Source organism: Campylobacter sp. RKI_CA19_01116 (assembly GCF_025771405.1).
Classification (GTDB): domain Bacteria; phylum Campylobacterota; class Campylobacteria; order Campylobacterales; family Campylobacteraceae; genus Campylobacter_D.
This window is the reverse complement of record NZ_JAKMQF010000004.1, coordinates 120,636-139,556: the sequence shown is the minus strand read 5'-3', so window position 1 is coordinate 139,556 and position 18,921 is coordinate 120,636. Positions and strand designations below refer to the sequence as shown.

Sequence of the window (18,921 nt, the reverse complement as noted above, 5' to 3'; positions counted from 1 at the left end):
CTTTTTTAATATTTTGAATATAATTTACCAAAAAAACACTTGGGAGTAAAAAAACAAATGGTGCCCGAGGTCGGACTCGAACCGACACAAGGTTGCCCTTACCAGATTTTGAGTCTGGCGCGTCTACCAGTTTCACCACTCGGGCTTTTTTAAGATTTTAGATTAAAAATATAGAATGTAAAATTATACTAAAAAAAAATTAAAGCAATATAAAAATATTTATATAGTAAATTAAAATATCTTTAAAATTGGAACTTTTTTTGCTTGTAAATAATTAAAAAATTTATTTGCGGAGCAAGATAATGAGAATTAGTAACCAGTATACTTACTACACTTCTATACAAAATTACACGGATGGTCAGTCTTTACTTAATAAATATAATTTGCAATTACAAACAGGTCAACTTATACAGCACTCTTGGGAAAATGCCAATACTTATATTAATGGTTCAAGATTAGAATATGAACTAGCTAATATAGGTCAGGTAATTGAAGGAACTCAATCAGCTATGGAATTAGCAAAAAACACAGATACGGCTTTAAAAAATATCACTGAACTTTTGGAAAAATTTAAAACACTCTTAACAAAAGCTGCAAGCGATGGTAACTCTCAAGAATCAAGAGAAGCTATAGCGAAAGAACTTAAACTTGTGAGAGATTCTATTGTAAATATTGCCAATACTAGCATTAATGGGCAGTATTTGTTTGCAGGATCAAATAGTGCTAATATGCCTTTTGATAAATATGGAAACTATACTGGCAATAAAGATAATATTTTTGTGGTTAGTGGTGCTGGCACGCAAATTCCTTATAATATACCTGGTTGGGATTTATTTTTTAAACCTGATTCAAATATAAATAAAATCATTTCAACAAATGTTTCTTTCACTGATGCTCGTTATCCGGATAAAAAAGAATATTTAACAGGAGAGTCTAAATTTTCGCATTTAATAGGCCAAAATTATGTTCAAAATGGCAAACTTGATCCTGATAAAAATTTCGAAGATAGTTATGATGAGAAACTTCCTTTTCCACACTCATCAATGTATATTCAAGGCGTTAGACCCGATGGAACAAGTTTTAAAGCCACTTTGGATATAGATCCTGATGCTAAAATTGAAGATGTTTTAGAAAATATTGGAAAGCTATATGGCAACACAGAGGGAAATGAGGTTGTTAAGGTCGCATTGAATGATAGTGGCCAAATAGAAATAAAGAGTTTAAAAGAAGGAAGTAGTTCTTTAGATTTTCATGCAGTTGCCATGACACCACAACTTCAAGACGCAGAGCAAATTAAAGCCTTAAGTGAGGCTGCTCAAAGAGAAGGTATCAGCATGGACGAAGTTACCAATCGCATTATGCAAGCAGCGCATAATGGAGATTTAAATAATACTAAAAGTCCAGTAACTGTGGAAGTTGGCGGTGAGCAATTTACTGTTGATATTTACAAAACAGACTTTATAAAAAGCAATATCAATGGTAATAAAACCAATGGAGCTGACTTTGATGTGCCTTTTGAAAAAGATGGCAATACTGTTTTTGGAAATGTTTCTCAAGTGATTAAAGGCACTAGTGAGTATGCTACTGATAGTACAAAATTAAGTGAAGTCGTTGCAAATGCTAATGGTAGCATGGATGGCCAACAACTTCAAATGGAAATCACTTCTAGAAGCGGTCAAAAATATAATGTAACTATTGATTTAGAAAATTCTACTGTAAGTTATCCTGATCCAAATAATCCGGATCAAACCATTAGTTTTCCTATTACTCATTCTCAATATAATGAAGCAACTGGAACCTCAGTGGGTATGCAAACAAGACCTGAAGATATTACCTATGGTCAGTTAAATGATATTATAGGTATGTTTGCAAGCGATAATGTTCCTACAGCAACTATTACTCCAAATGCAAACGGAACTATTAATAATAATGATTTTCAAACTATCCAACAAGACATAGCTGATTCTAAGGGTTTTGTTGAGGTTAGTATGGACTATAAAGGTCGTATAAGTATTACTGATAAATTTTCAACTAATACAAATATAGGTCTTACCATCAAAGATTCAAATTCAAATAGCGGCTTTCCCCCAGCAGGAGAAGTAAGCAATGGTTCAGGTTTTGTATTTAGTGCAAATAATTCTTTAACTATCGATGATCCAAATATTGATTTGATTAAAGATTTGGACGAGATGATAGATGCGGTTTTAAACGGTAGCATGAGGGCTGATTCAGAAGGAAGTGATCCTAGAAATACAGGTTTACAAGGCGCATTAGAAAGGATTGATCATTTACAAGATCATGTTAGAAAAATGCAAACAACCATAGGAGCTTATACTAACAACATAGAAGAAACAAACAAAAGAATGACTTTTTTAAATGTTAATGTTGCTTCTATAAAAAGTGGAGTGACTGATGCTGATTATGGGCAAACATATATGATGTTTATGCAAACTATGGTTTCTTATCAAGCTATGCTTTCAGCTACTTCTAAAATTTCTCAAATGAGTTTATTAAACTACTTATAATTTTTGATATAATAGCTTTTTTATTTATAAAAGGATGTGTTATAAAAAAAGAAGCTATTTTTATCATTTCTAATGTTTTTATTTTTTATTTTTGTCTAAGTGCTTTGATACCTGATCAAGCTTTAGTAAGTATTATAGGATACTCTTTAGCAAAACTTAGCTATTTTTTATTTGGCTCATTGACTAAATTTTATCCTTTTGTCTTTTTTTGGTTTAATTATCTTTTATATAAAAATGATTATAACTTTGAACTTATTGAGCGTAGATTTAGTGTAGCTATCTTTACTTGCATTTTTGCTTCGCTTATTTTTGCTTCAGCATTTTTGCAAGATAAAGGTTATATAGCTTCTGCTATGTTTGTGATTTTAGATGGACTTTTTGGAAAAATAGGAAGTTTAATCTTAGTGATTTTGCTTTTAGCTTTTGCTTTTAGTATTTCTTTTCCGCAAATTATCAAAGAAGTGTTTAAAATAGATCTTGATTTTGATTTTTATTTAAAACTCGAAACTTTAATTAAAAATAAAATTTTTGGCTTTTTTGGTGGTGATAAGTATGAAAATGAAACCAAAGAAGAGCAAGAAAAACTTAAGCAAGAGCTTTTAATTAAAGAAAAAAAAGAAGAACTCGTTGAGAAAGAAGAGTTGCCAAAACAAGAGGTTCAAGAAAATAAAAAATTCAATCTTGAAGATTTGAAAAATCAAGAATTAGAAGAAGTGATAATTAGTGAAGAGGATAAAAAATTAAGCTCAAGTTATATTCATGAGCTTTCAGAGCCTATTGCAAGTTTTGCTCAAAAAGCTAGTCAAATAAATATAAAGGAAGATGAAATGACCCCTGAAGAGTATTTGTCAAAATATAAAAATAATAGTGAAGATATTTATACTCAAACTTTAAAAAGTAAAAATTTAGATGAGCCAAGTTATAAAAGACGTAATATGGACTTAAATGAAAACAAAGAAGAAGTGATAGAAGAAAATTCTTTATTTGCCAAAGAGCTTAAAGAGCGTGAGCAAATGCTGCAAAAAGCTAAATTGCTAGAAGAGTATAAAGCTTTACAAAAAGAAAAAATTTTAGAAGAACTTAATGAGGATTTTAAAAAAATTGAAGAATTAAATGCTATAGAAGCACAAAAAGAAGCTGAGTTTAAAAAAATTCAAAATAAAACTAGCTTTTTAGGGGTGAAAGATTTTAAAGATGAAGATTTTATTCCGCAAAATGAAGTAAAAGAACTTGATTTTAGTGAAGATGATTTTGCTAAGCCTGTTAGTATAGAAGAACTAAGAGGTAAAAGAAACTATGAAAGTCCTTTTGTGGTAGAAGAAGTACAAATTGAAGTTAAAGAAGAAAAAGTTCCATTTGAAATTACTCAAGAGCCTATAGTGGAAGTAGTAGAAAACAAAACACACCATTCTATCACTAATGAAGTGAGTGAAAATAAAGTTTTATTGAAAGATCTTGATTTTGGAAATTTTGAAAAACCAAAAGATTTTTCTTTACCACCTTTAGATTTTTTAACCATGCCAAAAGAAGGCAAAAGTGAAATCAATGAAGAAGAAATCGATAGAAAAATTTATGATTTATTGGAAAAATTAAGACGCTTTAAAATAGGTGGCGATGTAGTTAGAACTTACACAGGTCCTGTTGTAACTACTTTTGAATTTCGTCCAGCAGCAGATGTTAAAGTGAGTAAAATTTTATCTTTACAAGATGATTTGGCTATGGCTTTAAAAGCTCAAACTATAAGAATTCAAGCTCCAATCCCAGGTAAAGATGTAGTAGGAATTGAAGTCCCAAATGAAAAAATCGATACGATTTACTTAAGAGAAATTTTAGAAAGTGAGGTATTTAAAAATTCTAGCTCACCTTTAACTATAGCTTTAGGTAAGGATATAGTAGGTGATCCTTTCATCACAGATCTTAAAAAGCTTCCTCATCTTTTAATAGCAGGAACTACAGGAAGTGGTAAAAGTGTGGGAATTAACTCTATGCTTTTATCTTTGCTTTATAGAAATTCACCAAAAACCTTAAGACTTATGATGATAGATCCAAAAATGCTTGAATTTAGTATTTATAATGATATTCCACATTTACTTACACCGGTAATTACTGATCCTAAAAAGGCGGTAAATGCTTTATCAAATATGGTGGCTGAAATGGAACGCAGGTATCGTTTGATGGCTGAAGCAAAAACTAAAAATATAGAAAATTACAATGAAAAAATCAAAGAACAAGGTGGTGAAATCTTACCATTTATTGTAGTGATTATCGATGAGTTGGCTGATTTAATGATGACTGCGGGTAAGGATGTTGAGTTTTATATAGGTCGCTTAGCACAAATGGCAAGAGCAAGTGGAATCCACTTAATCGTAGCTACACAACGCCCTTCAGTAGATGTTGTTACTGGTGTTGTAAAAGCAAATTTACCAAGTAGAATTTCTTATAAAGTAGGGCAAAAGATAGACTCTAAGGTTATTTTAGATTCTATGGGTGCTGAAAGCTTACTAGGGCGTGGGGATTGTTTATTTACCCCTCCCGGTATGAGTGGTTTAGTGCGTTTGCATGCACCTTTTGCAAGCGAAAATGAAATCGAAAATATAGTAGAGTTTTTAAAAGCTCAACAAGTAGTAGAATATGATGAGAGCTTTTTAAAAGATGATAGCCAAGATGGATCTTATAAAAGAAGTGAATTTGATGATGGGGATTTAGATGAACTTTATGAAGAAGCAAAGGCTGTAATCTTAGAAGATAGAAAAACTAGTATTTCTTATTTGCAAAGACGCTTAAAAATAGGCTATAACCGCGCAGCAAATATTATAGAACAACTTTCACAAACAGGTGTTTTAAGCGAACCTGATGCAAAAGGCCAAAGAGAAATTTTATAATCAATTTCTTATTGCCTTGTTATGATCTTTTAAAGTAGAGGTAAAAATATGCTTATTAGTTTTTTTATCTCTTACAAAGTATAAATATTCTGTTTTAGCAGGAAAAATAGCTGCCTTGATAGCTTCAAATGAAACATTGCACACAGCTTCTTTTGGTATGCCATTAAATTTATAAGTATTGTAAGAACTATTATCTGATCTTATTCTTTGTGGAGTGATTTTTTCATGAGAGTATTTTCCATAATTTAATGTTCCATCCATTTGAAGCTTCATACCTTTTCTTAAACGATTTCTAATTACAGATGAAACTATAGGCATTTCTTCATTATTTGCTGCTTCTTTTTGTATAATGGAAGCTATGATGATATACTCATGCCATTTTTTTTCATTATATTCTCTAAAAATTTTATAAGAAAGTTTTTTAAATTCACTTACAGAGTAAGCCAAAAGATATTTTACTAAAAGCTCTTCTGTGATACCTTTTGGAATTTTATAAGTTTCAGGAAAAAGCATACCTTCTTTAAAAGGACTTTGTTTATAAAATTCCTGCATTAAGATTTTAGCATTTAAATTTAACTTTGGTGCTAATTCTTCAAAGAAAATTTCAGTTGTTTCTCCAGGAATTAAAGTAATAGTTTCAAGCGCTGCTTTAGCGACGGTAAGCTTATGTAAAAATTCAGCTCTATTTAGTTCTTTTGTGCCTATATTTATCCAGCCAGATTGTGGATGGCCCAAAAAATATAAAGCATATTTATCAATACTGCTCATTTTATAGTTATTTTTATCTAATTGCGTTATAATCTTGCTAACAGAACCTTGTGGTATAAAAACCACAGAGTTTGTTTTTATAGGTAAAAGTAGATAATAAAAAATGGATAAAAGAAAAATTAAAATCAAGTCACAACATATTAAAAAAATTCTTAAATGTTTAGCATTACCTATGATACTTTTCATTGCTTTGTTTATTTACCTCAAAAATGGAATTTATATAGAAAAATTAGAATTTTCTTCTATTAAGTTAGAGAAATTATATATTAAATTAGATAAAAAACTCATTTTAAATGCTAAAAAAGTCGTAGTAAATTCTCAAAGTCAAAGTGCTCAAAATGAAACTAGCGCAAGTAAAGCTGTGCAGCTTATTAAAGATGTAAAATATATTTATTGGTTTTTTCAAGAAATCAATATTGATGAAATGTTTGTCAATAACTATCCTGTGGAGTTAATTTATAAAAATAATTTATTTTTTGTAAACAGTAAAAATCTTTTAGTAAAAGTGAATTTAAAAATTAGTGATAAAAATATACAAGCTAATATTGATAATTTTCTTTTAAAAGATCATAATCTTAGCATAATTGGCTCCTTGCTTATTAATCCTAAGACAAAATTTTATACTTTTAAAGGTAAAATCGATAGTGATTTTTTAAAAAGTGATGTTAAATTTTCACTCAAAAGAGAAGAGATTGCTTATGAATTAGAAAATATCAGTTCAAATAATATTTCGCAAATTTTTGATATTTTAGTAGAAAATGGAGTGCATTTGCCTTCTAATCTTGCTCTTTGGGTGGGTGGTAAGGTAAAGGCTGATTTTTATTTTATAGAAAAATTAAGCGGTTTTGCAGACTTTGGAAAGCATAGATATTATTTAAACGATATCAATGCCAAAGGTTATGTAAATAATTTAAAAGTAGTTTTAGATAAAGGCATAGATCCTATCGTAAGTCCTTTTGTAAGACTTGAATTTGCTAAACAAAGACTTGATTTTATTTATGATGATTTGCGTTTTAATAATTATGATTTAACTCAAAGTCAAATTTATATAGATAATATGTTAAATGAAAAAGCAGGAATTTATATACGTATTAAAAGTGATAATGCTAGAGCTGATTATAGGGTTAATAAAATTTTGCTTTTATATGATATAAAATTACCATTTTTACAAAATAATGGTGTCGCAAAGACTGATTTAGTATTAAAAATTCCTTTTGACCATCCTGAGAAAATTACTTATAATGGTAGTTTTAATATTATTAATTCAAATACAAATATAAGTGATTTTAAGATAACTCAAGCAAATCTTACTTTAAAAAAAGATAAGCTAGATATACAAAATGCAAGCGTGCAAAGTAGTATGATTAATGGTGATCTTAATGCAAGTGTTGATTTGAAGCAAAAAAAAGGTGATTTTAAAACCTTTATAACAAACTTAGAACTACCACAAGAGAGCTTAAAAATGGAAAATAAATTTCTTGATTTAAGCCTTGATTTTGATAAAAATATTAGTTTATATAATAAAGAATTTACCACAACTTTAAATTTTGATCAAGGTATGTCTGTTTATGTTGAAAAACTTGCAAAATATAAAAATTATTCTAAATTAATGCAAAAAAATAAAGTGCATGATGGGGAATTATCTTTAAATACTTTAAATTTCCAAGATTTTAATGTAGATATTAATAATACTACTTTTGAATCATTTTTGCTCTATAAAGATAATAATCCTTATGAATATGATAGTTTTAATATAAAAATAAAAGGTAATGATTTTAATTTAACTAGTGTAAGTGGTAGTATTTTTGCACAAAAAGACAATGATGATGTAAATATTACTTTAAATAATATTAATTTATTGATTTCTCAGCAAGATACAGAAAATACTTTAGATACTCTTGAAAATTCAACTTATAATATTAGTGGTAAAAATATAGATTTGATTTTAAAAGATTTTAATAAAACCTTAGATTTTGATCAATTTGACGCTAAAATTAAAAAAGATTCCGTAAAAGCTTGGGCAAATAGAAATGAATCTAGATTTGATTTTTTGTTTAAAGAAAATCAAATGCAAATTAGAGCTTTAAAAATGGATGATGATTTTCTAAACACCTTTATGCGCCAAAATGTTTTTGAAAAAGGTGAGTTTAATCTTTATGTAGATGGCAATAGTACTGATTTTTTCAAAGGTAAGTTCTTATTTAAAGATACTTATTTAAAAGATTTGAAATTTCATCAACAGCTTTTAAGTTTTATTGATACCATACCTAGTTTAATTTTATTTAAGGCGCCTACCTTTAATGAAAAAGGCTTTAGTGTTGAAAATGCTGGTATAAGTTTTAATCGTAAAAAAGATCTTTTTGAAATAGACGCACTTAATTTTAATGGTGATAGTGCAGATGTGTTAGGTCAAGTTAAAATCAATTTAAGAAGCAATCAAGTGGATGGTTTATTAGAACTTAGAACGCTAAAATCAGCCAGTTCGGTTATTTCCAAAGTTCCAATTATCAATCAAATTATATTAGGTAAAGATAGGCAAATTAGTACACAAATTAAATTAAGCGGAACAGTGGATGAACCTGAATTTAAGACCCAGCTTATTGCACAAAGCTTGCAACTTCCTTATCATTTAATTAAAAATATTTTTGAATTACCAGCTAATTTAGTGAAATAAACGCAAAAAGGAGAAAAAATGAAAATCACTATCATAGGCGCAGGAAATGTTGGTGTAAGTACTGCTTATGCTTTGATTTTAAGAGAGTTGGTTGATGAGCTTGTTTTGATTGATATTAATAAAGATTTGCTTTTTGCTAGAGAATTGGAATTAAGTCAGAGCATAGCTGCTTTTAATTTTGATATTAAAATAACTTGCACGGATGATTATGCGCACTCAAAAGATTCTCAAGTGGTTGTTTTTAGTGCGGGAGTAGCTAGAAAAGAAGGTCAAAGTAGGGATGAGCTTTTTGCTATTAATGCTAAAATTATGCTTGAGTGTGCCAATAATATTAAAAAATTTAACAACGATCCTTTGTTTATTATAGTAAGCAATCCTGTAGATTTTTTACTGGATGCTCTTTATGAAAGTAAATTATTTTCATCAAAGAAAATCATTGCTATGGCAGGCGTTTTGGATAATGCTAGATTTAAATATGAAGTGGGTAAAAAACTAAATATAAAAACTTCTTATATAGATACTAAGCTTATAGGTTTTCACAATGATAGCATGGTTTTAGTAAAATCTCAAAGTAAAGTTCAAAACAAAGCATTAAATGAGGTTTTAAATGAATATGATCTTGTTCAAATAGAACAAGAAGTTAAAACCGGTGGTGCTAAAATTATTAAACACTTAAAAACTTCAGCATATTTAGCCCCTGCAAGTGCTTGTGTGAGGATGATAGAGGCTTTAAAAAGTGGAGAATTTTTACCAATATGTGTGATTTTAGATGGAGAATACGGCATAAAAGAAAAAGCTTTTGGTGCTATGGCAAGGATAAGTCTTGATGGGGTGCTTGAAATTTTGGAGTTAAAATTAGACGATCAAGAACAAATTGCATTAGAAAATTCTCTCATTCAATATAATTATAAATAATTTTTAGGAGTTTTTTACTCCTAATGTTACTTTGCGTTATAAATACCTATTTGTTTTACTTTATATCTTAAATAATATTTACTCATGCTATAAATTCGCTATAATAAAAAGTTTGTTTTAAAAATAACTTTTGATAAAAAATCATTAAAAATAACAAAAAATTAGAAAGGAATTTTAATGGTAGCCCCAGAAAATACACCGGTTTGGGTTGATGAAGCAAGATGTAAAGCTTGTAATATCTGTGTTAGCTATTGTCCAGCTGGAGTTTTAGCAATGAGAGATGAAATCAGTGCAGTTTTAGGACAGATGATAGAAGTGGTTCATCCTGATTCTTGTATAGGCTGTAGTGAATGTGAAAGTCACTGCCCTGATTTTGCAATTTTTGTTGCAAAAAGAGATGAGTTTAAATTTGCAAAGCTTACGCCAGAAGCCAAAGAAAGAGCACAAGCTGTTAAAGAAAATAAATATAAAAAATTAAACGCATAGGAAAAACAATGAGAGAAGTGATATCAACAGGTAATGTTTTAGTAGCAAAAGCTGCGATTGATTGTGGCTGTAAATTTTTTGGTGGTTATCCAATTACCCCAAGTTCTGAAATAGCACATGAATTAAGCCATATGCTACCAAAAAATGATGGTACTTTTATACAAATGGAAGATGAAATTTCAGGTATTAGTGTGGCTTTGGGTGCTTCTATGAGTGGTGTTAAGTCTATGACAGCAAGTAGTGGACCTGGAATTTCTTTAAAAGCTGAGCAAATTGGTTTGGGTTTTATAGCTGAAATTCCACTAGTAATTGTAAATGTTATGAGAGGTGGTCCATCCACTGGTCTTCCAACAAGAGTTGCACAAGGAGATTTGTTTCAAGCCAAAGCTCCAACACATGGAGATTATGCAAGTATAGCTTTAGCTCCTGCTTCATTAGAGGAAGCTTACACTGAAACTATTAGAGCTTTTAATTTAGCTGAAAAATACATGACTCCGGTATTTTTGCTTTTAGATGAAACCATAGGACATATGAATGGTAAGGCTAAATTACCTGATTTAGAAGAATTAGAAATTATTAACCGTAAAAAATTTACAGGAGATAAAAAAGATTATAAACCTTATGCGGCAGGGGAAAATGAAGCTGCTACACTAAATCCTTTCTTTGAAGGTTATCGTTATCATATCACAGGACTTCATCATGGAGATATAGGTTTTCCAACCGAAGATGGAGCGATAGTAGATAAAAATATGAAAAGATTGTTTGGTAAGATTAAAAATAATACCGATGAAATTTGTACTTATGAAGAGTTTATGTGTGATGATGCGCAGTTTTTAATCATTGCTTATGGTAGTGTTGCAAGATCTGCTAAAGAAGCTATCTTAAGACTTAGAGAAGAGGGTTTAAAAGTAGGGCTTTTTAGACCTATCACGCTTTATCCAGTAGCTGAGAAAAAAATAGCTCAAGTGGTATCTAAATTTGAAAAAGTTATGGTTAGCGAGCTTAATATGGGGCAATATTTAGAAGAAATTCAAAGAGTAAGCAAAAGAGATGATTTTATTAGCTTACACCGTGCAAATGGTCGCCCTATAACCCCAAGTGAAATTATTGCTAAAGTAAAGGAGAATATGTAAAATGGCTTTTAATTACGATGAATATTTAAGAGTGGATAAACTTCCAACACAATGGTGCTGGGGTTGTGGGGATGGAGTTGTTTTAAAAGCTATTATTAGGGCTATTCAAAAACTTGGCTGGAATATGGATGATGTTTGCTTAGTTTCTGGTATAGGTTGTAGTGGTAGAATGAGTTCTTATGTAAATTGTAATACAGTGCATACTACCCATGGTAGAGCTATTGCTTATGCAACAGGGATTAAACTGGCAAATCCTAAAAAACATGTAATCGTAGTAAGTGGGGATGGTGATACTTTAGCAATTGGTGGAAATCACACTATCCATGGATGTAGAAGAAATATAGATTTAACTCATATTTTAATTAATAATTTTATTTATGGTCTTACAAATTCACAAACTTCACCAACTACCCCACAAGGTTTTTATACTGTTACTGCTCAAGCAGGTAATATAGATCCAAATTTTGACGCTTGTGAGCTTACTAAAGCTGCTGGGGCTTCTTTTGTAGCAAGAACAAATGTTATTGAGGCAAATAAACTTGAAAATATCATTTTTAAAGCTTTATCACACAAAGGTTATAGTTTTGTAGATGTATTTTCAAACTGCCATATTAATCTTGGTAGAAAAAATAAAATGGGTGAAGCTGTAAGCATGCTTGATTGGATTAAAAATCGTTGTGTGGATAAGTCTAAATTTGAACAATTAGACTATGAGCAAAGAGCAGATAAATTCCCTACAGGAATTTTGCATCAAGATGAAAGTAAAACAGAATATTGTGAGGCTTATGAAGAAGTTAGAAGAGCCTTGAAAGAAAAAAGAATGGTTGATTTAGGAGCATTAAAATGAAATATCAATTAAGATTTTGCGGTGAAGGTGGACAAGGGGTTATCACTGCAGGTGAAATTTTAGCTAAAGCTGCCATTAAAGAAGGATGCAATGCTTTTAAAGCTTCTACTTATACTTCTCAAGTTAGAGGTGGACCAACTAAGGTTGATATTATCATTGATGAAAGTGAAATCTTTTTTCCTTATGCAGTAGAAGGTGAAGTTAGTTTTATGCTTTCAACTGCTGATAAGGGTTATCATAGTTTCAAAGATGGTGTTTGTGATGGCGGTGTTATAGTTGTAGAGCCAAATTTAGTTCATCCAAGCAAAGAAGATTATGCTAGATGGAAAATTTTTGAAATTCCTATTATTACTATAGCTAAAGAAGAAGTAGGTAATGTAGCCACTCAATCAGTTGTTGCTTTAGCTATAGCTGCTTATATGAGCAAATGTATTGATATTGATGCGTTAAAACAAACTATGCTTGATATGGTACCTGCAAAAACTAAAGAAGCAAATGCAAAAGCTTTTGATTTAGGTATAGAATACGCTAAAAAAGCACAAGTAGTTTCTTGATTTTTCAAGAAACTCTCCTTATAAAATAATATTTATTAAATTATCGTTATAATATTTTCCATTTTAAGCAAAAAGGTAAAATAATGAAAGAGCTAAATGGCTCGCAAATGATTTGTGAAGCATTAAAAGAAGAAAATGTTAAAGTAGTTTTTGGTTATCCTGGTGGTGCGGCTTTAAATATTTATGATGAAATTTATAAGCAAACTCATTTTAAACACATTTTAGTTAGACACGAGCAAGCGGCCTTACATAGTGCTGATGCTTATGCTAGAATGAGTGGTGAGGTTGGTGTGGCAGTAGTTACAAGTGGACCTGGTTTTACCAATACAGTTACAGGCTTGGCTACTGCTTATAGTGATTCTATACCTTTAGTTTTAATTTCAGCTCAAGTTGCAAATTCTTTAATAGGAACCGATGCTTTTCAAGAAATCGATGCTATAGGTATTTCAAGGCCTTGTGTAAAACATAATTATTTAGTAAAAAATATTGAAGAATTACCTAAAATTTTAAAAGAAGCTTTTTATATTGCAACCACAGGTAGAAAAGGGCCTGTGCATATTGATATACCTAAAGATGTTACTGCTGCTATAGGTAAATGGCATTATCCTAAAGAAATTTCTATGAAAACTTACAAGCCAACCTATAAAGGAAATATCAAGCAAATTAAAAAATTAGTAAGTTTGATTAAAAATGCTCAAAAACCTTTATTTTACCTAGGTGGAGGTTGTGTGGCTTCTAATGCTAGTGATGAATTAAGAGAATTAATTCATTTTTGTCAAATTCCTGCAGTTGAAACTTTGATGGCTCTAGGGACTTTAAGAAGTGATGATAAGCTTAATTTAAAAATGGCAGGTATGCATGGGAGTTATTGTGCAAATATTGCTTTAAGTGAGTGTGATTTGCTCATTGCTGTGGGTGCTAGGTTTGATGATAGGATTACTGGTAAAACAAGTGAGTTTGCCAAGGGTGCAAAAATCGTTCATATTGATATAGATCCAAGCTCTATTTCTAAAATCATCGAAGCGCATTTTCCTATAGTTGGGGATATTAAAAGTGTTATTTTAGATACCTTAGAAGAATTAAAAAAAGAAAGTTTTGATAATACAAAATACCAAGAATGGTTTAAAACTTTACAAAGATATCAACAGTTATATCCTTTAATCTATGAAGATAGTGATGAAGTTTTAAAACCTCAATGGGTTATAGAAGAATGTGCTAGATTAGCTCCTGATGTAAGGATAATTACTGATGTAGGGCAACATCAAATGTGGGTAGCACAATTTTATCCTTTTAATTATGCAAGACAACTTGCAACAAGCGGTGGGCAAGGGACTATGGGTTATTCTTTACCAGCTGCGCTTGGAGCTAAATTAGCTGTGGGTGAAGAAATGGTGGTAAATTTTGTAGGTGATGGTTCTTTTTTAATGAATATCCAAGAACTAATGACAGCAAGTGCCTATGGAATCAAAGTGATTAATATCATTTTAAATAATTCTTTTTTAGGCATGGTAAGACAATGGCAAAGTATGTTTTATAAAGAAAGATTTTCTAATACAGATTTAACAAGCCAGCCTGATTTTGTTACTATTGCTAAAGGTTTTCATTGTGAAGGTTATAATGTCTTTAGTAAAGAAGAATTTCAAAAAGCTTTTAAAGCAGCCTTAGAATCTAAAAAAACTTGTGTTTTAAATGTAGCTATAGATCGTTATGAAGATGTATTACCTATGGTGCCTGCAGGTGGAGCAATTTATAATATGATTTTACCTAGTTATAAAAACAAGGATAAAAAATGAAAAGAAGGGTAATTTCTGTCATTGTATTAAATGAACATGGGGTATTATCACGCGTTGTTGGGCTTTTTTCAGGGCGTGGTTATAATATAGAATCTCTTACAGTTGCTCCACTTGATGACAAAGAATTCTCAAGGATAAACATCGTAACATTAGGTGATGAAAAAGTTTTTGAGCAAATTATTAAACAACTTCATAAACTCATACCTACTTATAAGGTGATTGATTCTAGTGATTTTATAGAAAAAGAAACAGCTTTGGTAAAGATTGCTTTAAATGAAAATTTTGCAGGCTTAGATGCTATATTAAAAGCTTATAATGGCAGTGTGACTTATAGTGATGATGAGTTTATTATAGTAATGGCAAGTGATAATGCAAAAAATATCGATAACTTTTTAAAAACCATGAAAAAGTATAATCCTATTAGTGTTGTTAGAAGTGGTTCTATTTTAATGGAGGTAAAATGAAAATTAGTGAAATTGCTAAATTTTTAGGCATAGAATATTGTGGAGATGATATAGAAATTACAGCTTTGAATTCTTTGAATAATGCAAGTTTTACTGAACTTAGTTATTGCGATGGAGAAAAAAACTCTAAAAAAATTGCAACTAGTGGAGCTGGGGCTATATTAGTCTCCAAAGAATTTGAAAATTTAGTTTCAAAAGATTGTATTAAGCTAGTTGTTGATAATCCACATTTATCTTTTGCACTTTTAAGTAAGCTTTTTGCAAAACCTTTAATTTCTAGTGAAAAGAAAAATTCTAAAATCGCTAAAAGTGCTAAGATTATGCCAAATGTTTATATAGGCGAAAATGTCCAAATAGCTGATCATGTAGTGATAATGGCAGGTGCTTATATAGGCGATAATGTAAGTATAGGTGAATATACTATAATCCATCCAAATGTTGTGATTTATAATGACACTAAAATAGGTAAAAAATGCCATTTGCTGGCAAATTGTGTTATAGGTAGTGATGGTTTTGGTTATGCGCATACAAAAAATGGCGAGCATTATAAGATTTATCATAATGGAAATGTTATTTTAGAAGATTTTGTAGAAGTTGGAGCTTGCACGACTATTGATAGAGCAGTTTTTGAAAGTACTATCATAAAGCAAGGTACAAAGATTGATAATCTTGTTCAAGTAGGGCATAATTGTGAAGTAGGGGAGAATTGTCTTATAGTAGCTCAAAGTGGAATTTCAGGTTCAAGTATTTTAGGTAAAAATGTTACTATGGGTGGACAAAGTGCTACAAGCGGGCATTTAGAAATAGGAGATTTTGCCACCATAGCCGCAAGAGGCGGGGTCACTAAAAATTTAGAAGGTGCTAGGGTTTATGGTGGTTTTCCTATCATGCTTCAAAAAGATTGGCTAAAATTTCAAGCAAAAATTATCACAGCTTTTAGGGATAAACATGAGTAAAAAAGTATTTAAAACTATAGAATTACATGGTAGTAAAAGTGGAGAAATAAGCCTTTGTAATCTTTCTAATCCTTATGGTATAGGAAGCAATGATGTCTTAAGTATAGGTGTGGCTTTAAAAAAGGAAAATGGAATAGATTGGAAAGTTCATATTCCTTATGAAAATTTAAAAGATCTTATCCTAGCACTTCAAGAAATAGAAAAAAGCAAAGCCTAGTTTAGAAACTAGGCGTATTTAAATCCCGTTTTCTTCCTGCGCTAATAATTAAAACAAAATTAAGCACAATCAAAACATATATAAAAGTTGGTATAGGGAAGGCGTCGCCATTTGCATAAGAATGAAGTCCAGAAAGGTAAAAATTTACTCCAAAATAAGTCATTAATATACTATAAAAGGCTAAAACGCTAGCACTTGCAAAAACAAAAATAAAATAAGTTTTGAAAATAAATCTTAAGTGTAATACCATGGTATAAACTACAATAGAAATCAAAGCCCAAGTTTCTTTTGGATCCCAACCCCAATATCTTCCCCAGCTTTCATTAGCCCAAACTCCGCCTAAAAAATTTCCTATTGTAAGCATTGCAAGCCCTATTATCATAGACATTTCATTAACGCAGTGTAGTTTGGTGATATTTAAATCTATATTTTTATTTTTACTTCTTAAAGTAAAAAGAATTAAACTCAAAATCCCTATAATAAAACAAAGTGCTAAAAATCCATAGCTTGCTGTTATAATCGATACATGAATATTAAGCCAATATGATTTTAAAACAGGTATTAGATTTCCAATTTGAGGATCCATAAAGCCAAGATGAGCTACAAAAAGTGAAATACCTGCTAAAAAGCTCGCACTACATAAAGCCAAAAGTGATTTTTTAAAAAATATCACAGCGCTTATCGCACAAGCAAAAGCTATGTAAATCATACTTTCATAAGCATTACTCCAAGGAGCATGCCCACCTACATACCAACGAATGATTAAAGCTAGCGCATGTATGATTACACACATGCTTAAAATGATGTAAAAAAATCTATATACAAAGGCAGATAAAGAAATATTTTTTAATATAGTATAAAAACTTAAAAAGAAAAAAACTAACGCAAAGCTAATATAAACAAAAGTTAGATTATCAAAGATATTATAATGATTAAGCAGTATTTCAAGATCTAATCTTTCTTTTGGTGGTAAAACACTGCTTCCATAATGATTTTGAAAGTCTTTTAAGGATTGTAAAATTTCATTTGCATCTTGCCATTGATTATTTTCAACACCATTACGAACTTGTAAAAAATAGCTAACTAAAAGCATTTGTAAACGCTCTACATCTTCTTTTGCAAAAGGTAAAATTTGCACCGGAGAATACCACTTTAAACTTTGCTCATTAATATCAGGAAAAATAGTTAAAGCTTGACCACTATAAATATAATATGCATGATTTATTTTTTCATCTAAGGCTAGCAAATCTTTATCAAAGCTAGTTCTTAGTGAGGGCTTTTTGCGGTTAGCTTCCTCAATATAATTACTCAGTTTATATATCCCATTATCAAACACATCATCAAATGCTATGTATTTTTCATTTATATCTGCACCTATTAATTCTCTTAGTTTGCTTGTTTTTGTAGCTATCATTTTGATTTTTCTAAATTCTTTAGGATAAATCATCATTGCTAGAAAAATTTGATCATAGTGAAGATTTAAAAATTTTTCTTTTTGAGTGATTTTATAAACAAACTCCATTGCCAAAGTATCTAAAGGTTTGATTCTACCATTATGATCTTGCACAAGTAATCTTGCAAAATTTAGAGAATGCCCATAGGAATTTTTTTGCAAATTTGAGATTAAATTTAAAATTTCATTTTTATTTTCTTGTGCAAAAAGTGGAGTTTGTAAATTTGCAAAAAGCAAAATAAACAATATAAAACTTTGACCTTTTTTTAAATAAACACTTAAACGATGAAATCTTGAGTTTTTGTCAAATAAAACCCATAAAAATCCTAAAATCAATAAAGTATAACCTATATAAGTAGGAATTTTACCAGGATCTTTATTGACTAAAAGTATGGTGCCTTTCTCATCTTGATCATAAGAGCTTTGAAAAAATCTATATCCACCATAATCAAGAATATTATTCATAAAAATATCATAATCTAAGTTAATATTATTTTGCTCATCTATGATTTGAATTTTTGAAGTATAAGAAGATGGACTCATAGAGCCTAAATAACGCTCAAGTATAAAATCTTTTAAGTGTAATGCAAAAGGAAGTTTGATTTCTTTGGGCCCCCAATTGATAGTAAAATTTTTTCCCTGTAAGTTAAAATGCATTGCTTGTTTGTTTGTAAAATTTGGATTTAAGATTATTTGTGTATTTGCTTTTTGATAATTAATATTTAATTTTAAGCTAGCAGGTGTAATAGAATCTTTTTGCGGAGTGTATTTGATGGAGCTTATGATTAATTTTTCGCCATTTAAGTCAATAGTTTTTTCAAAATGCTTTTGAGTTAGTGGGGTAAAGCTAATAGGAAATTCAAAACTAGCATTAGTATCAAAATCAGTAATTTTTATAAATTCTTCCCTAGCAACTATGGTGTTAGAGCTTTGATTTTCTCTTATATGCATTCCTCCTTCTAAGCCAAAATATCTAGTAAGTCCAGCACCGATTAAAATCACTATAAAAGATAAATGCAAAAGCAAGATAGAGTATTTTTTCTTTTGAAAAAGCTTGTTATAAAATATCACTCCGATTAAATTTAAACCTAGTAATAAATGCAACATATCAAACCAAGCATTATTATAAATCAAAGCTTTAGCTGCGCTAATACCAAAATCATTTTCTATAAAGGTTGCCACAGCGCAAGCTATGGCGTATATGCTCATTAGTAAAAAACTCATCGCAAAAGAAAAAAAATACTGCATTTTTAA

General features: G+C 30.1%; 14 protein-coding genes and 1 tRNA gene. 12 read left to right on the top strand and 3 right to left on the bottom strand.

All coding sequences use genetic code 11. The features are described from left to right. Positions 1–58: 58 nt before the first annotated feature. A tRNA-Leu gene (locus tag L8U41_RS04735) sits at positions 59–145 on the bottom strand. A gap of 157 nt (positions 146–302) precedes the next feature. Between L8U41_RS04735 and flgL the strand changes: the two genes are divergently transcribed. Then, positions 303–2,525 (top strand): flagellar hook-associated protein FlgL, encoded by a 2,223-nt coding sequence (flgL, locus tag L8U41_RS04730; RefSeq protein ID WP_263679453.1) that lies wholly within the window; start codon positions 303–305, stop codon positions 2,523–2,525. A 353-nt stretch (positions 2,526–2,878) separates the two neighbouring features. Further along, on the top strand, positions 2,879–5,407 hold the full coding sequence (locus tag L8U41_RS04725) for a DNA translocase FtsK (RefSeq protein WP_412175025.1): 2,529 nt from the start codon (positions 2,879–2,881) through the stop codon (positions 5,405–5,407). Here L8U41_RS04725 and mltG read toward each other — a convergent pair whose 3' ends face one another. After that, positions 5,408–6,361, bottom strand: coding sequence for an endolytic transglycosylase MltG (gene mltG / locus L8U41_RS04720; protein WP_263727955.1), 954 nt, complete (start codon positions 6,359–6,361; stop codon positions 5,408–5,410). Here mltG and L8U41_RS04715 point away from each other — a divergent pair. The 10 genes from L8U41_RS04715 (at position 6,348) to L8U41_RS04670 (ending at position 16,214) form a co-directional block, all read left to right on the top strand. Further along, a complete protein-coding gene (locus L8U41_RS04715; RefSeq protein WP_263727954.1) occupies positions 6,348–8,849 on the top strand; it encodes an AsmA-like C-terminal domain-containing protein in 2,502 nt (833 codons plus the stop codon). The two genes, mltG and L8U41_RS04715, sit on opposite strands and share 14 nt — an antisense overlap. A gap of 18 nt (positions 8,850–8,867) precedes the next feature. Continuing rightward, a complete protein-coding gene (locus L8U41_RS04710; RefSeq protein WP_263727953.1) occupies positions 8,868–9,764 on the top strand; it encodes a malate dehydrogenase in 897 nt (298 codons plus the stop codon). Positions 9,765–9,935: 171 nt separating this feature from the next. Beyond that, complete coding sequence (locus tag L8U41_RS04705; RefSeq protein ID WP_039668439.1) at positions 9,936–10,250, top strand: 2-oxoglutarate:acceptor oxidoreductase, delta subunit; 315 nt, start codon at positions 9,936–9,938, stop codon at positions 10,248–10,250. Between the two features lie 8 nt (positions 10,251–10,258). Continuing rightward, positions 10,259–11,383 (top strand): 2-oxoglutarate synthase subunit alpha, encoded by a 1,125-nt coding sequence (locus tag L8U41_RS04700; RefSeq protein WP_039626148.1) that lies wholly within the window; start codon positions 10,259–10,261, stop codon positions 11,381–11,383. A 1-nt stretch (position 11,384) separates the two neighbouring features. Continuing rightward, positions 11,385–12,230 (top strand): 2-oxoglutarate ferredoxin oxidoreductase subunit beta, encoded by an 846-nt coding sequence (locus L8U41_RS04695; RefSeq protein ID WP_263702667.1) that lies wholly within the window; start codon positions 11,385–11,387, stop codon positions 12,228–12,230. Next, a complete protein-coding gene (locus L8U41_RS04690; protein ID WP_263702666.1) occupies positions 12,227–12,784 on the top strand; it encodes a 2-oxoacid:acceptor oxidoreductase family protein in 558 nt (185 codons plus the stop codon). Before L8U41_RS04695 ends, L8U41_RS04690 begins: the two co-directional genes overlap by 4 nt. 83 nt (positions 12,785–12,867) lie before the next feature. Continuing rightward, positions 12,868–14,577 carry an acetolactate synthase large subunit gene (locus tag L8U41_RS04685; protein ID WP_263702665.1) on the top strand — a complete coding sequence of 570 codons (1,710 nt, stop codon included), beginning with the start codon at positions 12,868–12,870 and terminating at the stop codon, positions 14,575–14,577. Beyond that, entirely contained in the window at positions 14,574–15,041 is a 468-nt protein-coding gene (gene ilvN / locus L8U41_RS04680) for an acetolactate synthase small subunit (RefSeq protein WP_039628356.1), read from the top strand. The genes L8U41_RS04685 and ilvN overlap by 4 nt, the downstream gene beginning before the upstream one ends. Continuing rightward, positions 15,038–15,997 carry a UDP-3-O-(3-hydroxymyristoyl)glucosamine N-acyltransferase gene (gene lpxD / locus L8U41_RS04675; RefSeq protein ID WP_263727952.1) on the top strand — a complete coding sequence of 320 codons (960 nt, stop codon included), beginning with the start codon at positions 15,038–15,040 and terminating at the stop codon, positions 15,995–15,997. The genes ilvN and lpxD overlap by 4 nt, the downstream gene beginning before the upstream one ends. Then, positions 15,990–16,214: a hypothetical protein gene (locus L8U41_RS04670; protein ID WP_039618362.1), complete on the top strand. Its 225-nt coding sequence runs from the start codon at positions 15,990–15,992 to the stop codon at positions 16,212–16,214. The genes lpxD and L8U41_RS04670 overlap by 8 nt, the downstream gene beginning before the upstream one ends. 1 nt (position 16,215) lies before the next feature. On the opposite strand, the gene ccsA is transcribed toward L8U41_RS04670, so the two are convergent. Further along, a complete protein-coding gene (ccsA, locus tag L8U41_RS04665) occupies positions 16,216–18,915 on the bottom strand; it encodes a cytochrome c biogenesis protein (RefSeq protein ID WP_263727951.1) in 2,700 nt (899 codons plus the stop codon). Positions 18,916–18,921: the final 6 nt, after the last annotated feature.

What these genes read in the sequence shown, in the direction of transcription:
- flgL (WP_263679453.1), top strand. Translation starts at nt 303, where the DNA reads ATGAGAATTAGTAACCAGTATACTTACTACACTTCTATACAAAATTAC.
- L8U41_RS04725 (WP_412175025.1), top strand. Translation starts at nt 2,879, where the DNA reads ATGTTTGTGATTTTAGATGGACTTTTTGGAAAAATAGGAAGTTTAATC.
- L8U41_RS04715 (WP_263727954.1), top strand. Translation starts at nt 6,348, where the DNA reads ATGATACTTTTCATTGCTTTGTTTATTTACCTCAAAAATGGAATTTAT.
- mltG (WP_263727955.1), bottom strand. Translation starts at nt 6,361, where the DNA reads ATGAAAAGTATCATAGGTAATGCTAAACATTTAAGAATTTTTTTAATA.
- L8U41_RS04710 (WP_263727953.1), top strand. Translation starts at nt 8,868, where the DNA reads ATGAAAATCACTATCATAGGCGCAGGAAATGTTGGTGTAAGTACTGCT.
- L8U41_RS04700 (WP_039626148.1), top strand. Translation starts at nt 10,259, where the DNA reads ATGAGAGAAGTGATATCAACAGGTAATGTTTTAGTAGCAAAAGCTGCG.
- L8U41_RS04695 (WP_263702667.1), top strand. Translation starts at nt 11,385, where the DNA reads ATGGCTTTTAATTACGATGAATATTTAAGAGTGGATAAACTTCCAACA.
- L8U41_RS04690 (WP_263702666.1), top strand. Translation starts at nt 12,227, where the DNA reads ATGAAATATCAATTAAGATTTTGCGGTGAAGGTGGACAAGGGGTTATC.
- L8U41_RS04685 (WP_263702665.1), top strand. Translation starts at nt 12,868, where the DNA reads ATGAAAGAGCTAAATGGCTCGCAAATGATTTGTGAAGCATTAAAAGAA.
- ilvN (WP_039628356.1), top strand. Translation starts at nt 14,574, where the DNA reads ATGAAAAGAAGGGTAATTTCTGTCATTGTATTAAATGAACATGGGGTA.
- lpxD (WP_263727952.1), top strand. Translation starts at nt 15,038, where the DNA reads ATGAAAATTAGTGAAATTGCTAAATTTTTAGGCATAGAATATTGTGGA.
- L8U41_RS04670 (WP_039618362.1), top strand. Translation starts at nt 15,990, where the DNA reads ATGAGTAAAAAAGTATTTAAAACTATAGAATTACATGGTAGTAAAAGT.
- ccsA (WP_263727951.1), bottom strand. Translation starts at nt 18,915, where the DNA reads ATGCAGTATTTTTTTTCTTTTGCGATGAGTTTTTTACTAATGAGCATA.